Genomic DNA, 19,853 nt, shown 5'->3' on the forward strand with positions numbered 1-19,853 from the left:
CATCCCTAAAGCAAATTAAAGGAGAATGATGTGAAAATAAAAGTTGCAACCACTTCTACTAGTTGTCTCGATTATTACTCGCATTCTTGTGATATTGACATTTTTAGAATCAAAATTTTAATCGACGATCAAGAATATATTGATGGTAAAACCATGAAATACAATCAATTTTATCAAATGTTTAAAAACAACCCTGATTTTATGCCTAAAACTTCGCAAGTATCAGTCGGCGAAATGGTAGTTTATTTTGAAAAGTTAGCTTTACAAGGTTATCAAAAAGTTTTTGTAACTACGCTATCTTCTGCTTTAAGCGGCACTTATAATGCTATTATTCAAGCAGGAAAAATGGTATCAGATAAAATTGAGGTACACTGTTATGACACTAAAACTGTCTGTTTTTGTGAAGGTTTTTTTGCCCTAGAAGCTTATCGTTTATTTGCAGAAGGCAAATCCCTAGAACAAGTTGTTAAGCATTTAGATTTCATTAAAGAAAATAATACCATTTTTTTTATGACCAAAAAGCTTACACAATTAATTAAAAATGGACGTTTAGTAGGAGTAAAAAGTTTTTTGGGGCGCCTTTTGAGAATAAATCCCATTTTGCAAGTTCAACAAGATGGCAAAATTGCCTTAATTAAAAAGACTTTAAGTTCCCACAAAGCACTTTTAGCCATAACTTCTAAAATCAAAGAATATACCCAAAATCATGATTATCAAATCCATTTAATTTTTACAGGGCACCCTGAATTAAAAAACGAGTTTCAACAAGTTTTAGAAACCCAATTAGGCTTAAAAAATTTAGTACAAATCCCTTTAACTCCTGTTGTTGGGTGTCATGTAGGAGACAGCGCTATTGGAGTAGGAATTATTAGAAAACCTAAATTTCAAAAATAGTACCATTTTCCATTATTATAGTTTTTGCAAAATTGAAAAATAGTATAAATATTAATTCTTGCTCCTTAATTCTTGCAAAATGTATTTTTTGGGTTCCTGCACGACTGTATTTCTACACCAAAATATCGCAATAATACATATTTTGCAAATATTTGTCATAAAACAATTTTATTATTTGACTTTTTGGCTAAATGTTGGTATAATAATTATTGGTTAAAATTAAAAAAACTTTTGAATAACTTATTTTATTTTGATGCCACTTTAAGAGATTATTTTTATTTGTGCTTTATGATTTATTCCAAGGTATAAATAAAAAATATTAGGCCCGTTGGAGAAACGGTTAACTCACATGCCTTTCACGCATGCATTCACGGGTTCAAATCCCGTACGGGTCACCAATTTGATAAAAAAGCACCCATAGCTCAATTGGATAGAGCATCTGACTACGGATCAGAAGGCTAGGGGTTCAAATCCTCTTGGGTGTGCCATTAAAACATCATAAATGAAATTAACGGGAAGTAGCTTAGCTTGGTATAGCGCCTGGTTTGGGACCAGGAGGTCGCGGGTTCAAATCCTGCCTTCCCGACCATTCCTTAATTAACTATCTATGTGGGCGTCGTATAATGGCCATTACCTTAGCCTTCCAAGCTAAAGACGTGGGTTCGATTCCCATCGCCCGCTCCATTTATTATTCCCCATAATAAATATAAAATAAAACTATAAACTAAAAAAGTTAAACCGCTTATTGATAAGATAAGCGGTTTAACTTTTATTATATATTAACACAACAAAAAAAGCTGCAACAAATTGTTACAACTTTTCTTTCAAACTATTAAATTATTTTTTTAGTCTTAAAAAAATCATACATGCGGTCTTCATCAATATGAGGGCTTACAAAATTAGCAATATTTTTTAAATCTTCTATTTTGGTATTTCCCATAGTAATTGCCACATCAGCTAATTTAAGCATTTCAAAGTCGTTGGGACCGTCTCCCATACAAATTAATTGATGATCGGGATAAAGATCCTTAATTTGCTTAATTCCGTATGATTTGTCTATTTTTTGATACATTATATCAACAAAACCACTATCCCAAAAGTAAGCTTTTAATTGGGGCATATTTTTTAAAAATTGTTGTATCTTTTCTTTATCGTTTTCTTTTTCATGTAATAATACCATTTGATAAACTTTTTGTTGCTCAAAAAAAGCATCATTTAGAACTAGTTTTTGTTCCCCTTTAAAACTGCTAATATTGTTGAGTTTTTGGTCGTTTTGTAAATTTATGGCAAAAATTTGGTCCAAGGTAAAAAGAGTTAAAGCAACTCCATTTGTAGCAGCTGCTTTTTTTACTTGCATAACATCTTTTTGTTCAAAACAAACCTCATTAAGGACTTTTTCTTCTTGCGTCTTTTTTGCTTGCATTGTAAGAGCGCCGTTGCACAAAACCAAATATTTAAATAAAGGTCTTAATTCTTTTAAAACTCCTAATCTAGCATAACTTCTGCCTGTAGCAATTCCTAAAACTACATTAGTATCTTGTGAAAGCTCTTTGATTAACGCTTTTGTCTGAGGCAAAATAGCTTTATTTTTATTACTTCTTAAAGTGCCGTCAATATCAAAAAAAATTAGTTTTTTCATAAACTTTATTACCTATTTTCTTTATGAATATAATTTATAATGTCTTTTTTGCTAAAAATATCAATTTTATACAATAATTAATTACAATTATTGCTTATATTATACTATAATATAGGTAGTAATAATCGTTAAAATAGGAAACTTTAACAGTTTTTTATTGATTTTAATGAGATTTAAAGGAGAATAATTTTTATGAATAATTTAGACCCAAAGATTAATAACTATAATTCCGATGTTTCTTTCTTTGCTTTGGGAGGGCTTGGCGAAGTTGGGAAAAACATGTATGTTTTTGAAATTCACAAGCAAATTTTTATTGTAGATTCAGGGATTTTGTTTTCAGATGATTTTTTGTTAGGAGTCAATTACGTCATCCCCGATTATGATTATTTATTGAAAAACGAATCGCGTATTGTAGGGCTTTTTGTTACTCACGGACATGAAGATCATATTGGAGGCATTCCTTATTTGCTTAAAAAAGTGCGTATTCCTAAAATTTTTGTCTCAGGGATTGCATATTATTTGTTAGAACATAAATTATCAGAGCATAAAGAAATTGGCGCCCTGCCCAAAATAGAAAAATACAGCCATGATACCAAATACGAATTTAGTCATCAAGTAAATGTGTCTTTCATCAGACTTAACCACTCTATTCCTGACACTTTTGGGATCGTTTTTAACACCAAATACGGCAATATTTTTTATACTGGGGATTTTAAAATTGATTATACTCCAGTAGGTCCAGAAGCGCAATATGATAAATTAATCAAGATTAAACAAGAAGGCGTTTTGTGCCTACTTTCTGATTCTACTAATGCCGAGCAATCTGGGTTGGTCCAATCCGAAAGTACTATTGGGGCTTCCATTAATGAACTTTTTGTAAATATTGCAGACCGCATCATTATTGTTACTTTTGCTTCTAATTTTTACCGCATCAAACAAATTGTAGAAGCTGCTATTCAGACTAAAAGAAAAGTTGCAGTGTTTGGGCGCAGCATGGAAAAAGCTTTGGAAATTGGCAAAAAACATGGCTATCTTAACATTCCTGAAGGAACCCTTGTCACAAGTAATAACATTCACAAATATCGCGATATTATCTTGCTTTGCACCGGCTCACAAGGAGAGCCCTTAGCAGCTTTAAGCAGAATTGCTAACAACACTCACAGACAAATTAAGTTAAGTCCCAAAGATACTATCATTTTTTCTTCTTCTCCCATTCCTGGCAACCAAGAAAACATTAATAAAATCTTTGATTTACTTTTCAAAAAAAATGTCAACGTTATCACTCACGGACCTTTAATTAATACTCACGTATCAGGACACGGTAACCAAAATGACCTGAAATTGATGCTTTCGCTTACCAAGCCTAAATATTTTATTCCAGTTCACGGCGAACATCGCATGTTAATTGCACACAAAAATTTAGCTCTAGAATGTGGCATTCCAGAAAGTAATATTTTTATTTTGGAAAACGGACAAATGGTAAGCTTATCTCCTGGAAAAGCTGCCATTACCGAAAAAATGAATGTAGGCAACGTCTTTATCGATGCTTCTGGAATAGACGATGTGGGCAATGCAATCCTAAAAGAACGTCGTAGTCTGAGTGAAAAAGGCTTATTTTCTGTTGTTATGAGTATTGATTTAAAAAGAAAAAAAGTCCTTAATTTGCCCACAATTGTTTCTCGTGGCTTTATTTATATGAAAGATAATCAAGAAATGATTAAACAAATTTCTTATGATATTAAAAATAGTATTGAAACTGCTATTAAACAAGATGAAGTGCAAAAAGAGACTTTAAACAAAATTATCGTTGATTATCTTGCCTCTAAAATATACGGAATTACTTTAAGAAATCCAATTATTATTCCTATTATTTTGACATTTTAAAAGTAGTTTATAGCATTTTTTCATTATTTTCTTATTTCCATTATTTTAAAAAACCATTTTCAAAACTATTTGATTTTTTACAATGATATCTTTTTTTTGCAAATAGTGCACCAAATTTATTTTATTATTTATCGAATTATTTTTTTATTCCAAATTTATTTCGATTTTTATATTAACACCGTTTTTAATATTAAAATTTTTTATTGAACTACAATAAATAACTTTTTTAAAAAATAAAACGGTCTTTTTTTTAAATATTGTGGGAACATTTTAATAACTTTTTACCCTTTTTATTCTTTTTTCTTTTCTTGCATTGATTTTCCTTTTGTTTTTCCTTTTAGGATATGCAGATGTTGCATTAAAAAACATTTTGCCTTTGGATTTGCCTTAGGATTATAAATATTTTTCAAAAAAACCTTCTACATTTTATAACTCAAATTAAATAGCACTATTACATTTTAAAAATAAAATATAATATTTTAATATATGAATATCGCATTTTTGCACGCCAAAAATTCATTCATTAATTTATTTTATCAAAGGAGAATTACATAAATAATTATGGTAATTGTTTATACGAGTTTTAGTTGTGTTTCTTGTAAAAAAAGTTAAAAAATGGTTAAAAGCTCATGGGGTAAGATACGAAGAGCGTAATTTGTTAAATTATAAAATGCAACCACAAGATCTGGATTTAATTTTAAAAAATTGTGATTATGGGTTTGATGATATTATTTCGCAACGTTCCAAAATTTTTAAAGAAAAACAAATAGATTTGGAAACTATCAACACCGATAACATCAAAAAAATTATTATTGAAAATCCTGAAATTTTAAAAAGACCTATCATTATTAAAGATCAAAAAATTTAAATTGGGTATAATGAAGAAGAAATTCGTATTTTTATTCCCAAAAAACTGCTTTTTTACTTGATGGAAAATAATGTTAATTTTTATAAAGGTAAAGAAAATAATCAATATGAAACAGTATTGCAAAACTTTTTTAAAAAACATAAATAATGAAGAGCAATATTTTTGTTGCAAAAAGTCTCTTATCATTTGAAAAGTTTCTTTTATCATAAACAAACTCAAGTTTAAAAACAATATTTGCCCCTTTCCATTTATAAATTGGCTATTTATAAAAGATGTAATTAAAAAAATAAACTAAGTTGCAAGTTGCAAGACTTTCAAAAAGCAATTTTATCAAATTTAGAATGTTTTTCAAATATTCTATTTTTTTTATATAAATTGAAAATATTAGCTTGTTATTTTATCTTTTTTCAGTTTATTGTGATATATAATAAAAGAAGTGATGACAAATTTTGGTCTTTTTTGCAAAACCAAAGACAACAAAAACTGCCAAAATGCAAGAAATATTAAGGAGGTATTAAGTGATGTCAAATTATAGTTTCAAATTGAACAACAATCAAGTAGCAACAATTAAAAAATTCTACTACAAACAATTAAAATTATCACCTAATAAAACGGTTGCTTTTGTTATAGATGAATCTTTGGCTAAAATAACAGTTTATAATAACGGAACTTTGTTAGTGCAAGGGAAAAATACCTTATCTATCGTTGCTTTTATTAAAAAAATATTGCAAATGAAAACAGTTAGCGATAATAGCGAAACAAAAGAAGTTAGCCATTCATTAGTCAAACAAGTCCCAACGTTAAAAACTAAAAGCAATGCAGGGACAAATTCATTTTTGCCACTTTATAACAAAAAAACTTATTATCTTCCATCCATTGGTTCTGATGAAGTAGGTACAGGAGATGTTTTTGGTCCTGTTATTGTTTGTTGTGTTTACTTGACTGCTAAAAATATTGTTTTTTTGCAAAAATTAGGAACTATTGCCGAATCCAAAAAAATCTCAGATGAAAAAATAATGCAGCTAGCTCCTTTAATTATGAAAGAAGTTATTTATTCTGTTAAAATAATGATGCCTTTAGAATACAATCAAACAATCAAACAATGTAATCTCAACAAAATTAAGGCTTTAATGCATAACGAAGCAATTAAGCAAACCGTTTTAAAAGTTTCTCCAAATGTTCCTGTCATTTTGGATCAGTTTTGTTTTCCTAAAAATTATTTTAATTATTTGCAAGACCAAAAAGCCCAAAATGAGATTTATACAAAGATTATTTTTGAAACTAAGGCTGATAGTTCTTATTTTAGTGTTGCTGTGGCTTCTGTTATTGCTAGATATCTTTTTTTAACACAAATAGCAAAACTTTCTAAGCAAATTAATTCCAAATTGCAATTAGGAGCAGGCAAATTGGTAGATTTGCAAATTGATTTGATAGTAAAACAACACGGATTAGAGATTTTGCCTCAAATTGCTAAGTGTAATTTTAAAAATATTGTGCGCAAAATGGAATAAATTTATAATATTGGTGCTTAATTGCAAATTTATTTATCCAAAAACACATTTAAAGGAGTTTTTATGTCAACTATTTTTACTAAAATTATCAAAAAACAAGTTCCTGGTTATCTACTTTATGAGGATAATTTAGTAGTTGCTTTTTTAGATATTACCCAAGCGACCAAAGGACACACTTTGGTGGTTCCTAAACAAGAATATCGTGATATTTTGATGATGCCCGAAGATGTTTTTGCCCATTTGTTTAAAGTAGTACATCAAATAAGCAAAGTATTAATGGATGTTTTTCAAGCTCAGGGAATCAATTTATTAAATAATAATGGCAAAGTAGCAGGGCAGACTGTTTTTCATTATCATGTGCATTTGATTCCTCGTTTTGATGAAAAAGAAATTAATTTGGTTTTTAAAAATAATGCTTCTTTGATGTTTCCTCAAGATTATGAAAAAGTTCAAAAAGCTATTTTAGCGCATTTGAATAAATAAAAAATATATTGTTAAGGAAACATAAAATAAATATATTGCTGTCTTGCTTTTTTTGATGATAAAACCTTTAAAAAATATTTATATGGGTTTTTATCAGTCTTTTCTAACTGTTTCATTTATTTAGACAACTTAATATTTTAATATAACATTTAAGACCAACTTAATCGTTGGTCTTTTTTGTTTATAAAATGGCACAATTATTAACTTATAATAAAAAAACCAAACTATTAAAATAGTTTGGTTTAATCATAGATATGTAATTGGAAGCAAAATTAGCTTTTGCGAGTTACTTTTAAGAAATGATAAAAAAATTTGTCAAATAAATGATATTCTTCTAAAATTTGAAAATCGTTTTTTAATAGCCATTCTTGAAGATAATCTTGATTGCTTTGTGATCCTAATATAAAATGTTTACTTTTATCAGGACTTTTTTCAAGTATTTTAGTAATAGCATAAGTTCCCATACCACAAATTAGGGCAAGATCAAAATCTTGGCAAATGTTTTGGAATCCGTCACTTAAACAAAAAGTAACTGGATAGCAAGCAAGGTTTTTTTGGGCTTGAAATAAAGGTTTTAATCTTATATCTGCTGCAATTGCTTGTTTGATATAGCCTTGTTGAAAAGCCTTTTTGATTACTAAACCATGATCTGTTCCGATGTCTACAACGGTGTCATAATTTTTAGTAAGAGATGCAATAAAAAGGATTCGTTTCATTTTATTTGTGGTTGTGGTACAAACTTTTTAATTTGCTTTGTTTAGCTGGAGTTCTGAGTCGTCTTAGAGCTTTGGATTCAATTTGGCGGATTCTTTCTCTAGTAACTCCAAATAAATTGCCTACTTCTTCTAAAGTGTGGGTTTTGCCATCTAAAAGACCATAGCGCATTTTTAATACTTTTTCCTCGCGGTCAGTTAAGGTATTTTCTAGGACTTCATCTAAAAGCCTTTGAGTTACTTCTTTCATCATGTATTCGTGGGGGGATAAAATGTTGGGATCTGAGATAAAATCCCCCAAAGAAGTTTCGTCTTCTTCGTTTTCTCTTGCGGGAGCTTCCAAAGAGATGGGTTTTTTTTCAATATATTGGATGCTGCGAATTTTTTCAGCAGAAATATTCATTTTGTCGGCTAACTCTTCAACTGTAGGTTTTTTCTTAAGTTTTTGAGTTAATTTGCGAGTGCAAAGTGCCATTTTATTAATAGTTTCTACGATGTGGACAGGAATTCGGATAGTTCTTGCTTGATCGGCAATCGCTCTTGTGATGGCTTGTCTAATCCACCAAGTGGCATAGGTAGAAAATTTAAATCCTTTTTGATAATCGAATTTATCTACTGCACGCATTAAGCCCATGTTGCCTTCTTGGATTAAATCAAGAAACAAAATGCCTCTTCCAATATATCGTTTGGCAATGGAAACTACTAATCTATAATTGGATTCTACCAAAATATCTTTGGCGCGCCTTGCTTGTTCGATTTGGTCATGTGCTTCTTGGAGTTGTTCTTCGGATAATTCAATTTCTTTGGTTTTGTGCTTGGCAAGCTTTTGTTTGGCTTGTTTTCCTAAAAAAACTAAAATAGATTTTTTTTGTTCTTCTGCTAGCGAAAGCAAAGGGATTTGACCAATTTCTTTTAAATACATGCGAACTGAGTCATCCATTTTAATATCAGAATGGATTTTAGAAATTTCTTCTTTAGAAATTTTTTCATCTTCGTCTTCTTCTAATTCTATGAGTTTTTCATCTGATATTAAGTCCTCTTCAGAAATGTCAAAATCTTGGATGTCTTCTTCTGAGTCTTGTGTGTTGCCTTCATCTTTGTTGTCATCTGTGTTTTCTAAGTTTGCATTTGTTAATTCGGAATCAAGGTCAGTAAAATCATCATTGGTGGTGTTTGTTTGGGGGTGCGTATCATTTTGATTGGGGTTTTCATTTAGAGATGGAGCTGCTTGTGTTTCGCAAGAAATAATTTGAATCCCTTGTTCTTTTAGTTTTTGTGCTATTTGTTGATATGGTATTTTTATGTTTTGATTTTGCAAAAAAGACATAATTAATTGAGATGTTAGTTTTTGTTCGCTTCCAGCTTGCTCATTTAAAGTTTTGATTATGTTATCGAATTCCATTTATTAACTCCCTTTTTTCTTTTTTTAATTAAAATTTGGCTATGAACTTGTTTTGATTTTGGTTTTTTGGATGATTTGTTTTAACAAAATATATCATTTACTAATTCGCTTAATTGTTGTTGTAATTGTCTTCTTTCTTTTTTGAGTTTGTCTTTCTTTTTTTGTAATTTGTTTTTTTCAGTGTTATCTATTGGAAGTAATTTATCATTTAACTCATTTATTTTTTGTTGTTTTTGTTCTATTTTGTCGCGGATTTCTAATTCTTTTATATAATTGTTAAATATTTTGCCTTCTTTATCTTGTAAAAGAGGGCGCTTTTCCATTTTAAAAAAATGATGTTTTTCGATAGATGTCAATAAATCATCAATATTTTCTTTAAATGTGGTGTTTTTGATTTCTTCCCAAGGGATACAAGTTTGTTTAGGATTTTTCTTGTAATAATTTTTAATATAGTTTAGCAGACAACTGCATTGCAAGTCATCAAAACCGGGGGTTTTTTTGATGGTGGCAAATGTTTTGGGGTTTTGGGTTTTGAAAAAAGCAGCATTTAAAAGCAATTCTATGATGATTTCTATTTTAATGTCAAATTTGGTTACATTTAATTGTTGTTTGGTGTGAGCAATGTAAGGAGGTTTTGGGGCTTTGTTAATGGAGACTTGAGAATTAAGGTTAACTGTTAGTTGATATGTTTTTTGTAAGTATTCTTGATAAAGCATTTTGATTTCAAAACTTGAGGATTGGAATAGTTCTTGTAATTCTTTTTTGGTTTTGGTTTGGTTGTAAGAATCCATTTGTTGGCAAATCAAATCCACTTTCAAAGCTAAAAAATCCTTTAAATTATCAGTTATAAGGTGTTGGTATTTTTCGGGTCCTTCAGTTTTGATGTATTCATCGGGGTCTAGATTATTGGGAAAATCTACTATTTGGACTTTGAAGTGGTTTTTTTGGAGAAAGGTTCCAATTTCTAAAGTAGCGGTTTTTCCTGCTTTGTCGCCGTCATAGGCAATAATTATTTTGTCGGTGAGTTTTTTTAATAGTTTGGCATGATCCAAAGTAAGGTTGGTTCCCATGGTAGCAACTACGTTTTTGAATTGGGCTTTGAAAGATGCCATAACATCAAAAAAACCTTCATGCAAAATGACTGTTTGTTTTTTTCTGATTTCAGCTTGGGCTTCGTAGTATTGATACAAAGTTTCGCCTTTTTTGAAAATTATTGTTTCGGGACTGTTGAGATATTTAGGCATTTGATCATCTAGACTGCGGCTGGAAAAAGCAACAATTTCGCCTGATTTGTTAGTAATGGGAAAAATGAGTCGGTTTTTGAAAAAATCATAAAAGTTGCCGGTTTTGTCGTCTTGATTGATGAGACTTAATTTTTTGAGGTCATCAGGTTCAAATTTGGTACCTTCAATTAAATAACGTGATAAATGGGAAGCTTTGGGAGCATAACCTAATTTAAAATGTTTTATTATGTCATTGTCAAAGCCTCTTTTTTCTAAATAATTGAGGACTTGTTTGTTGTGTTTTAATTGATGGGAATAAAAATCTGCTGCTTCTTGCATGATGTTGTAGAATTTTTGGTATTGATGGGTGCTTTGTTGGGGCAGGGAAGTAACAATGCCCAAGCGGGTTGCCAGTTCAAAAATGGCTTGATTTAAAGGGATGTTTTTGATGCTTTTGTAAAAAAAAACAGGATTACCGCCTTTTTTACAAGACATACAAACTCCTATATTTCTTTCAGGAGACACAGAAAAAGAAGGCGTTTTTTCATCGTGAAAAGGGCACAACCCCATGTAATTTTTGCCTGATTTTTTTAATTGTACAAATTCTTGAACTAAATCAAGGATAGGCATTTTTTCATTGATTTGATCAATTAATTGTTTGTTATCTTGCATTTTGATCCTTTATTTTAAAATAATTTTTTCTTGGATGTATTGTTTGGCTTCTGCTAGTAAAAAGGTTTGTTGTTGGACGGTGTCACGGTTTCTTAAAGTCACTGTGTTGTGGGTAAGGGTTTGGTCGTCTACAGTGAGACAAAAAGGAGTACCAATCATATCTTGTCTGCGGTATCTTTTTCCAATACTTTGGGTCTCATCGTAACAAACATCAAAATGTTTGGCTAAATACTGGTGGATTTCTTGGGCTTTGGCGCTGTGTGTTTTTTTGATTAATGGTAAAACAGCTACTTTGTAAGGTGCTAAAAAAGGGTGAAAAGTAAGGATTTTCCTTGTTTCGTTGGAGGTTCTTTCTTCGTGGTAATTGTTAATTAGAAAAGCAAAAAATAGTCTTTCTATTCCTAAAGAAGGTTCGATAACGTAGGGTAAAATTTTTTGTTTGGTAGTTTCGTCAAAATAAGTAAGATCTTTTTTGGAGTGTTGTTGGTGGGTTTTCAAGTCGAAGTTTGTTCTGGAAGCAATCCCCCAAAGTTCATCAAAACCCCAAGGAAATTTGAATAAAATATCGCAAGTTTGTTGTGAATAATGGCTGAGGTTTTCTTTTTTGTGATCTTTAAATGTTAAATTTTGCGGGTTCATACCCAAAGCAATTAAAAAATCATACATTAAGTTTTTCCAGTGGTTAAACCAATAGGCTTCGGTGCCTGGTTGGCAAAAAAATTCTAGTTCCATTTGTTCAAATTCACAAGTACGGAAAATAAAGTTGCCAGGTGTCACTTCGTTGCGGAATACTTTTCCAATTTGGCAGACTCCAAAGGGAAGTTTTTTTCTGGTAGTTTTTAAAATGTTTTTAAATTGGATAAAAATTCCTTGTGCTGTTTCAGGTCTTAAATATAGAGGTTTGGAGTTTTCCAAAATGACTCCTTGATGGGTTTTAAAAAGCATGTTAAAAGGTCTGATGGGTGTCCAGTTGGAAGTTCCTAAGACTTGGTTTTTGACTAAATAGTCATGCATTTGTTCGTAGGACCAACCGCTAATATCTAACTGTGGATTGTGGCTTTCGATGAGTTTATCAGCACGAAATCTCTTGTTGGTGTCTTGATTTTCGGTAAGGGGATCCGAAAAAGAATCCAGATGACCTGAGGCTTTCCATACGGTAGAATTAAGTAAAATGGATCCATCTAACAAAACATTATTGGGTTGTTCTTGGACAAATTTTTGAAACCAAGCTTTTTTAATGTTTTTTTTTAATAAACTGCCTAAAGGACCATAATCCCAACTATTGGCAAGTCCTCCATAAATTTCACTGCCTGCAAATACAAATCCTGTTTGTTTGGCTAATGAAATAACTTTGTCTAAATGTTGCATCCCAAAGCTCCTTTTTGTTGTTGGTGTTGATGTTTTGATTTTTGCGTTGTTTTTTTTGATTTTGTTTTTTTGAGTTTTTTTAATTATAATTATTTAATATCCAAAGCGACTTAATAAATCTTTTTGGTTGCGCCAATTAGTATACACCTTGACCCATAAATTAATGTGAGTTTTGATTTGCAAATGGCAATTGAGGTCTTGGCGAACATGTGTTCCTATTTGTTTGAGTTTGGAACCTGCCTTGCCAATTAAGATTTGTTTTTGAGAGCTTCTTTCTACCAAAATCAAGCCCCAAATTTCTAATAAATGGTCTTTTTGTTCCATTTTTTCAATTATTACAGCTGAGGCGTGAGGGATTTCTTCGTGGACATAATAAAGGATTTTTTCGCGAATTATTTCTGATATCCAAAGTTCTTTTTTTTGATCAGTAATCATGTCTTGCGGATAGTAAGCGACCCCTGGTTTGATATTTTGATAGATATTTTCTTTTAAAAAAGTGGTGTTTTTGGCTTTGATAGCAGAAAGTGGGATTACTGTTTGAAAAGAAAAATGGTTTAAATAGCTTAAAATAATAGCATCAATTTGGCTTTTGCTCTTTAAACGGTCAATTTTGTTGATGACTAAAAAAACTGGTTTTTTGGTTTGGAAAATCATTTTTAACAAAATTTCTTCTTTGGGATGATAAAAGGAATCTGTTAAAAAGAGAATTAAATCAACATCTTTGATGCTTTGAAAAGCGATGTTGTTCATTTTTTGGTTCAATAAATGTTTATATTGGTTAATTCCTGGGGTGTCTACAAAAATATATTGGGCGTTAGGTTCGTGGCAAATGCCAATAATTTTGTGGCGTGTTGTTTGGGGTTTGGCGCTTGTGATGGCAACTTTTTGTTGGGTTAATGCGTTTAGAAGAGTTGATTTGCCGACGTTTGGGCGTCCCAAAATAGCAATAAAACCAGATTTAAAATCCATGTAAGTCCTCAATTTCTTAGTTATTTTTTTGTTTTTCTTTTTCCTTGTTGGTGTTTGTGCGGGTGTTTTTATTTTGGTTTGTTTCTTTTTGTTTGGTTTTTATGGGATTTGGGGCTGCTGCTTATGTGGTTTTGTCTAAATTTAGACCTACGTTTTGTAAAATTTTTTCTTGTAAAGCAAGCATTATTTGAAACTCTTCTTCGGTGCGGTGTTGATAACCCTTAAGATGCAAAAAACCATGCACTGCTAAAAAAGCAATTTCGCGTTCTAAACTGTGCTTGGCTTTTTGTGCTTGGACTTGGGCTTTGGAAAAAGAAATAAAAACATCGCCTAAAGAATTGTCTTCTAAGCCTGCAAAAAAAGTTAAATCATTAGGAAAAGACAAAACATCTGTGGGATAATTTTTTTGGCGATAAAAGGAATTAAGTTCTTGAATTTTTTCGTTGGTAACAAAAATGAGATGCATTAATTTTTTTTCTTTGATGGGTAAAAACATTTTAATTAATAAAGATTTAAAAGGTGTGATGCAAAAAGAAGTTTGATTGTGGATTTTAATGATCATTTAGCATTTCCTATTTGGGGTTTGGGTGGTGGTTGTAGTTTTGGTTGCAATTGAGTTGTTTTTTTGGTAATTTTTAATAATGAGATTATTTTTTGATGATTTGAGCGAACATTTGAACGAATAAAATAAAAAGACATTTGCAAAAAAACTTAAGAAAATATAAGAAAATATAAAATAAAAAAAGCAACTTATTTCAAGTAGCTTTTAATTGATTAAAACATTAACGCTTTTTACTACGCATATTTTTTTGGCGATTTTTCTTTTGTACGCTTGGTTTAATATAATGTTCTTTGCGACGCGCTTCTGCTAAGACACCAGATTTAGAAACTTCTCTTTTAAAACGACGTAGCGTTTCTTCGATAGTTTCTCCTTTACGAAAAACAGTTTTTGGCATTAATATCTCCTTTCCGTAATCTCAAATTAAAAATTAGCAATACTACTTATATTATATCTCTTTTTTTGTTGTTTGTCAATAAGAAAAAGCAAAAAAATAATTAAATATTTTTGTAAGTGGTTTTGTCTTTTGTTTATGGTCGTTTTTTATGGTTAAATTTGTCATAAATACGGTTAAATGAAATGCAATAGTAATAATTATTTTTATATTTATATAAATGAGTAATTTTAAATTTGAAGTTGTTTTTGTAATTGTTTAGTTTTTAAGTATAATTGAAAAAAATGACTGCACTGTTCAAGCATGTTTGTGATAAAATTCGAGTCTTCTTTGACTTCGATATTTTTGTTGGTTTGGTCGTTTTGATAGACTAAAAAGTAAGCTTTAATTGATTGAGAACAATAAATTTGGGCTTGGAGTTGGGCATAATAGATATTAGGGATTTTTCCTTCATTTAAAAAGGATTGCCAAGTATAAGAGGCAAAAGAAATGGGGCATTTGATTTCTAAGAGGCTTTGGGATTGGGCGTCCCATCCATCCAAAGAAGCAGACATGAAATCTTTGACAAAGACTTTTGATTCGAATTGCATTTTTTGTGTTTGGTTGAAAAAATTTCTTGCTTGGGGTTCCAAAATTCGTCCGCGTTTCATTGCTTCGTTGTCTTCGATTGGAATTCCAAAAACTTTTCTTTTTAATAATTGCTCTTTGGTTTCAAATGGATTTAAGCCCATGATAGCTGCTACTTCGGAAGCATTAATGTATTTTTTGCGATGATTATGCCAAGCTAAGGTATTTTGTTCTAATTGCATATGGCATCAACTATTGTTGGCACCAAAAGGAAAGTCCAAAAAAAGCCATGGTTAAAACAGTAAGAAAGCAGTTTAAGAAGAATTGTTCGCCTTTGATTTTGCGTCCTTGTTTTTGTTCGGAAAAAGAATTTCCCAAAGAAAAACTGTCGTTGCTATCTGCTAAAAATAAAGTACTTAAAACGATAAAAGTACAAATAGTTACAAAAAAAACGGTATAATTCATAAAAATCTCCTTTGATTTTGGTAATTTGATTTTGTTGTTTTGTTGTTTTTAAATTTCTAATCGATTTAATAAAATAATGATTGATGATTCATTTTTTTGATAAATGTTTAAAATTTACTTACTCTTTTATTTTAGCAAGAAAAGCAGTTGTATTTTCAAATATTTTTATATTTTTGGAATTTATAAAGCGTACTTGGATTAAATCTTGCATGATGGCTTCCACTACGCCCAAGCCGAGAGTTTTGTGTTTGACTTTGTCTCCTTTTTGAAAAAAGCCATTTTCATTAGTGCAAGATACTTGGTTTGATTGGTTTGGTTGAAATAAATGTTGGGAAAAATAATTTGGTCTTGGGGTTTCTTTTGAAAAAAAGCCCATTTCTTGTAAAAAGCGTGAAGGTTGACTGTCTATTTGTTTGCCATATGAAACTCTTTGATAAGCCCCAGTTAAAAATAACTTTTCTTCGGCTCTTGTAATTGCTACATAAGCTAGACGTCTTGATTCTTCTAAATCGCTTTTTTCTTTTTGGTTGCAATCAAAAAAAATATCTTCAAAAGCAGCTATAAAAACCACTCTAAATTCTAAACCTTTGACTTTGTGAATAGTAGAAAGTTTAACGCGATCGTTTTTGCTTGGGGTTTTGGGGTCTTGTTCGGTTTGTTCGTTAATTTCGCTATACAAAGATATTTGATCTAAAAGTTGGATTAGTTTTTCAAAAATGTTTCCTTCCAATTTTTTTTCTGCTTGCATAAAAACTGATTTTAATTCTTCGATGTAATGTAAAGAAGGCTCAGAATCTTTTATTGATTGCATTTTGTAAGTTTCATCTTTTTTGTGACAATACTTAATTTTTTCATCAATATGAGTAATTATATCACTAAGACAGTCAAAAGAATCATTAATTAGTTCTTGGCGTAAAGCTGTAATTAATTTTTGGAATTCGTTTAGTTTAGTTTTGGTATTTGGTTGAATTGGAGTTTGGTCTAGGTAGTTAAGGGCGTCAAAAAGAGCTAAGTTTTTTTCTTGGGCAAGTTGTTCTAGATGTGCAAGTGAAGTTGTTCCAATTCCTCTTTTAGGGGTGTTAATGATGCGTTTGAAATCAAAATCTTGTGAGGGATTTGCAATAACATTGAGATAAGCTAAAAAATCTTTGACTACTTTGCTTTGGTAAAAGGAAATACCTCCAAAAACTTGATAAGGAATGCTGTTTGCTAAGAATTTTTCTTCCAAAGGGCGTCCCAAAATGTTAGTACGATATAAAATAGTAAAATCTTGATAGCTGCAAATACCTTGTAAAACAAGGTTTTGGATGGTTTTTGTGATGTAGTCTGTCTCTTCTTTATAATCTGAAAAAAACTTGTAAATAACAGGTTCGCCTCCGCTTTTAGTGCTTTTGAGATTTTTTTTAAAAGGATGGTCTTCGTTGTGTTTAATCAAAAGGTTGGCTTTGTCTAGGATGTTTTTAGAAGAACGGTAATTTTGTTCCAAAAAAGCTACTTGAGGACTAAATTTATTTAAGAACAATTGGCTGTTTTCAAATCTGGCTCCTCGAAAAGAATAAATGTTTTGGTCAGGGTCTCCTACTACAAAAATATTTTGGTGGTTTTGAGCTAAAAGAGTCAAAATTTGGTATTGTAAAAAATCAGTATCTTGGAATTCATCAACTAATAAATATTGGAATTTTTGTTGATAAAAATCCCTTACATCGGCATTTTCTTGGAGCAGTTGGTGCGTATATAAAATAAGGTCATCAAAATCAACTAAATTATTGTTTTGCAAAAAAATTTGATATTTAGCTTTGATTGGCATTTCGAATTCGTATCTGTTTTCACGTTGAAAATTGTGTTCTTTTTGGGTTGCGTGTTGCAAAGTGTCTTTGTTTTGTGGTTCGTGTTTTCTTTTGATAGCAGAAATGTTTTTTCTTAATTCGCTAATTTTTATTCTTTTGGGGTCGATATTCATTTCTTTTAAAATTTCTTTGATGATTTTTTTGCAGTCGTTGTCATCTAAAATTTTAAAATTGGTGCGATATGAAAATGGTAAAAAGGGGATAAATTTTCTCAAAATTTGGTTTCCCAAAGAGTGAAAAGTGCAAATAGTAATGCCTTTGGTTTTTTCTTGACCAATCATTTTGGCAAGTTTTTCTTGCATTTGTTTGGCAGCTTTGTTGGTGAAAGTAAGGGCTAAAATTTGGTTGCTTGGTAAGTTTTTTTGTTCGATTAAATAAGCAATTTTAGCAGTTAAAGTGGTGGTTTTACCAGTTCCTGCTCCTGCTGCTAGATAAAAAGATTTAGCATTGCTTGTGACTGCTGCAAGTTGGGGTTTATTTAATTTTTCTAAAAAATTGGTTTTATTGGAAAACATTTTTATACCTTTTATTTCGTTGTTTATCCTTTTTGTTTTGTGGTTTTTTTTCTGGGAGTGTTTTTTGGTTGGGTGATTTGATGGGATTTATTAGTTTTTATTTTTTTAGTAGAACAAATTTATTTTTGAGGATTTGATTTTAAGCTTACTACTTCATTGAAATTAAGTTCTTGCGTTTTTCCATTTGTGTCTTTTGTGATTTTGTCTGCTGCAAAATAACCTTGTCTTAGAAATTGAAAATGGTTTTTGCAACAACAGCTTTTTTGTAAACTTGATTCTACAAAACCTTTTTTGATATGCCAGGATTTATCGTTGAAATTGCCATTTGTGCAAAGTAGTGGAGCAAAAAAATTAAAAGTGGCTTTGCAAGCAGTCTTTGCTTCTACAAAATGAATAGTTCCGTTTGGTTTTCTATCTTTAAAGCCGCTGCCGCTTTTGGTTTGGGGGTCGTATGTTGCAAGAATTTCTGTTATTTCTCCTTTGTTGTTTTTGACAACATCGTAAGCTTTAACAAAATAAGCATGAAATAATCTTACTTCTTCGCCCAAAGTTAATCTTTTATAATTTTTATCTGGTTTTTGGAGTGCAAAATCGTCTTTTTCAATGTAGAGATGGCGGGAAAAATAAATTTCTCTTTCTTGGGTTTGTTCTTTTCCTTTTGTTTGTTCTTGATTTTGTTCTGGGGTTTTTCCTTGTGTTTTTCCTTGGGTTTGAGATGTGTTGCAACATTTACAAGTATGAAAATTATTAGTCCAAGGAGCTTTGAGAGTTTCTATTTGGTTTTCAGGAAAGTTAGTAATAGTAAGTTTGAGGGGGTTTATAACTGCCATGCGAGGCAAGGATTTTCCTTTAAGGTCATCTCTTACAAAAGATTCTAACATTTCTTGTTTAACTTGTGAATTTACTTTGGATAAGCCTGTTTCAAGGACAAAATTTTTGATAGCTTCAGGAGTGTAGCCTTTTTTGCGGATGCCTGATAAAGTTGGCATTCTAGGGTCATCCCAACCTGTTACTAAGTTTTTTTCTACCAAATTATTAAGATATCTTTTGCTCATCAAAGTTTGGGTAAGATTAAGTCTTCCAAATTCAATTTGGCGTGGAGTATGTTTGGCTTTTGTTTCTTTGATTATCCAATCATATAAAGGTCTGTGGTCTTCGAATTCCAAAGAACACAAAGAATGTGTGATGTTTTCAAAGGAATCTTCCAATGGATGAGCGTAATCATAGGTAGGGAAAATATGCCAATGTTTTTGTTTTAAAGTAAAAGCAGAAAGAATACGGTACAAAATAGGGTCTCTCAAATTAAGGTTAGGGTTTTGCATATCAATTTTGGCACGCAAAACTTTGCTACCTTCTACAAATTTTCCTTTTTTCATTTGTTCAAATAGCAAGATATTTTCTTCAATACTACGATTGCGATAAGGAGAATTGGTACCTTTTTGGGTTAAATTACCGCGACTTTGGGCAATTTGTTCAGCGGTTTGGTCATCAACATAGGCTTTTCCTTGTTTGATTAAAAAAAGTGCCATTTGATACATTTGAGGGAAATAATCTGAGGCAAAAGTGATTTTGTAAGGAGTGTATCCCAGCCATTTGATGTCATTGAGGATGGCATTAACATAAATTTGTTTTTCTTTGGAAGGGTTGGTGTCATCATAACGTAAAAGGGTTTTGCCTTCAAAAAAATGTGATAATTCAAAATTAATAATGATGGCTCTGGCGTGTCCTAAATGTAAAAAACCATTGGGTTCGGGCGGGAAACGTGTAATGATTTGGCTGCATTTTCCGCTTTGGAGGTCTTTTTGAATGATGGTTTTGATGAAATTTGATTGTTTTTGCATTTTATAAGTCCTTTTTCTTTTTATTTGGTTTATTTGGGG

At 30.9% G+C, this 19,853-nt stretch carries 18 protein-coding genes and 4 tRNA genes; 9 read left to right on the forward strand and 13 right to left on the reverse strand.

The window, feature by feature from the left end; genetic code table 11:
* Positions 1-30: 30 nt before the first annotated feature.
* The 5 genes from MBSPM3_RS00575 to MBSPM3_RS00595 all read left to right on the forward strand — a co-directional run bounded on the left by MBSPM3_RS00575 (position 31) and on the right by MBSPM3_RS00595 (position 1,578).
* Positions 31-894: a DegV family protein gene (locus MBSPM3_RS00575; RefSeq protein ID WP_069028081.1), complete on the forward strand. Its 864-nt coding sequence runs from the start codon at positions 31-33 to the stop codon at positions 892-894.
* Between the two features lie 322 nt (positions 895-1,216).
* A tRNA-Glu gene (locus MBSPM3_RS00580) sits at positions 1,217-1,292 on the forward strand.
* Positions 1,293-1,305: 13 nt separating this feature from the next.
* Positions 1,306-1,382, forward strand: a tRNA-Arg gene (locus MBSPM3_RS00585).
* 24 nt (positions 1,383-1,406) lie between these two features.
* Positions 1,407-1,483: transfer RNA gene (locus MBSPM3_RS00590), tRNA-Pro, on the forward strand.
* Between the two features lie 20 nt (positions 1,484-1,503).
* Positions 1,504-1,578: transfer RNA gene (locus tag MBSPM3_RS00595), tRNA-Gly, on the forward strand.
* 148 nt (positions 1,579-1,726) lie between these two features.
* On the opposite strand, the gene MBSPM3_RS00600 is transcribed toward MBSPM3_RS00595, so the two are convergent.
* A complete protein-coding gene (locus MBSPM3_RS00600) occupies positions 1,727-2,533 on the reverse strand; it encodes an HAD-IIB family hydrolase (RefSeq protein WP_069028082.1) in 807 nt (268 codons plus the stop codon).
* Positions 2,534-2,725: 192 nt separating this feature from the next.
* Here MBSPM3_RS00600 and MBSPM3_RS00605 point away from each other — a divergent pair, with 192 nt between their 5' ends.
* The 4 genes from MBSPM3_RS00605 to MBSPM3_RS00620 all read left to right on the forward strand — a co-directional run bounded on the left by MBSPM3_RS00605 (position 2,726) and on the right by MBSPM3_RS00620 (position 7,279).
* Positions 2,726-4,417, forward strand: a complete 1,692-nt coding sequence (locus tag MBSPM3_RS00605; RefSeq protein WP_069028083.1) for a ribonuclease J — start codon at positions 2,726-2,728, stop codon at positions 4,415-4,417.
* A gap of 655 nt (positions 4,418-5,072) precedes the next feature.
* Positions 5,073-5,285, forward strand: a complete 213-nt coding sequence (locus MBSPM3_RS03125) for an ArsC/Spx/MgsR family protein (RefSeq protein WP_232308851.1) — start codon at positions 5,073-5,075, stop codon at positions 5,283-5,285.
* Positions 5,286-5,806: 521 nt separating this feature from the next.
* A complete protein-coding gene (gene rnhC / locus MBSPM3_RS00615) occupies positions 5,807-6,796 on the forward strand; it encodes a ribonuclease HIII (protein ID WP_232308852.1) in 990 nt (329 codons plus the stop codon).
* Between the two features lie 63 nt (positions 6,797-6,859).
* A complete protein-coding gene (locus MBSPM3_RS00620) occupies positions 6,860-7,279 on the forward strand; it encodes an HIT family protein (RefSeq protein ID WP_034171969.1) in 420 nt (139 codons plus the stop codon).
* A 272-nt stretch (positions 7,280-7,551) separates the two neighbouring features.
* Here the strand turns inward: MBSPM3_RS00620 and MBSPM3_RS00625 are convergent, their stop codons facing one another.
* The 12 genes from MBSPM3_RS00625 to glnS all read right to left on the reverse strand — a co-directional run bounded on the left by MBSPM3_RS00625 (position 7,552) and on the right by glnS (position 19,814).
* Positions 7,552-7,995: a class I SAM-dependent methyltransferase gene (locus MBSPM3_RS00625; protein WP_069028085.1), complete on the reverse strand. Its 444-nt coding sequence runs from the start codon at positions 7,993-7,995 to the stop codon at positions 7,552-7,554.
* Position 7,996: 1 nt separating this feature from the next.
* Positions 7,997-9,394 (reverse strand): RNA polymerase sigma factor RpoD, encoded by a 1,398-nt coding sequence (rpoD, locus tag MBSPM3_RS00630; protein WP_069028086.1) that lies wholly within the window; start codon positions 9,392-9,394, stop codon positions 7,997-7,999.
* 80 nt (positions 9,395-9,474) lie between these two features.
* The gene (dnaG, locus tag MBSPM3_RS00635; protein ID WP_069028087.1) at positions 9,475-11,289 is read right to left on the reverse strand and encodes a DNA primase; all 1,815 of its coding nucleotides are present in this window, start codon (positions 11,287-11,289) and stop codon (positions 9,475-9,477) included.
* Positions 11,290-11,298: 9 nt separating this feature from the next.
* The gene (locus MBSPM3_RS00640) at positions 11,299-12,657 is read right to left on the reverse strand and encodes a glycine--tRNA ligase (RefSeq protein WP_069028088.1); all 1,359 of its coding nucleotides are present in this window, start codon (positions 12,655-12,657) and stop codon (positions 11,299-11,301) included.
* 93 nt (positions 12,658-12,750) lie between these two features.
* The gene (gene era, locus MBSPM3_RS00645) at positions 12,751-13,626 is read right to left on the reverse strand and encodes a GTPase Era (RefSeq protein ID WP_232308853.1); all 876 of its coding nucleotides are present in this window, start codon (positions 13,624-13,626) and stop codon (positions 12,751-12,753) included.
* A gap of 121 nt (positions 13,627-13,747) precedes the next feature.
* The gene (gene ybeY, locus MBSPM3_RS00650; RefSeq protein ID WP_083985305.1) at positions 13,748-14,188 is read right to left on the reverse strand and encodes an rRNA maturation RNase YbeY; all 441 of its coding nucleotides are present in this window, start codon (positions 14,186-14,188) and stop codon (positions 13,748-13,750) included.
* Positions 14,185-14,325 carry a hypothetical protein gene (locus MBSPM3_RS02980; protein ID WP_157084481.1) on the reverse strand — a complete coding sequence of 47 codons (141 nt, stop codon included), beginning with the start codon at positions 14,323-14,325 and terminating at the stop codon, positions 14,185-14,187. The genes ybeY and MBSPM3_RS02980 overlap by 4 nt, the downstream gene beginning before the upstream one ends.
* 83 nt (positions 14,326-14,408) lie before the next feature.
* On the reverse strand, positions 14,409-14,582 hold the full coding sequence (gene rpsU / locus MBSPM3_RS00655; protein ID WP_011160972.1) for a 30S ribosomal protein S21: 174 nt from the start codon (positions 14,580-14,582) through the stop codon (positions 14,409-14,411).
* Between the two features lie 227 nt (positions 14,583-14,809).
* Positions 14,810-15,388, reverse strand: coding sequence for a YqaJ viral recombinase family protein (locus tag MBSPM3_RS00660; RefSeq protein WP_069028090.1), 579 nt, complete (start codon positions 15,386-15,388; stop codon positions 14,810-14,812).
* A 10-nt stretch (positions 15,389-15,398) separates the two neighbouring features.
* Positions 15,399-15,611, reverse strand: coding sequence for a hypothetical protein (locus MBSPM3_RS00665; RefSeq protein WP_042068387.1), 213 nt, complete (start codon positions 15,609-15,611; stop codon positions 15,399-15,401).
* 118 nt (positions 15,612-15,729) lie between these two features.
* Positions 15,730-17,973, reverse strand: coding sequence for an ATP-dependent helicase (locus MBSPM3_RS00670; protein ID WP_069028091.1), 2,244 nt, complete (start codon positions 17,971-17,973; stop codon positions 15,730-15,732).
* Positions 17,974-18,092: 119 nt separating this feature from the next.
* On the reverse strand, positions 18,093-19,814 hold the full coding sequence (glnS, locus tag MBSPM3_RS00675; RefSeq protein WP_069028432.1) for a glutamine--tRNA ligase: 1,722 nt from the start codon (positions 19,812-19,814) through the stop codon (positions 18,093-18,095).
* Positions 19,815-19,853 lie beyond the last annotated feature (39 nt).

This window comes from Candidatus Phytoplasma zeae (assembly GCF_001712875.1).
GTDB classification, from domain to species: Bacteria; Bacillota_I; Bacilli_A; order Acholeplasmatales; family Acholeplasmataceae; genus Phytoplasma; species Phytoplasma asteris.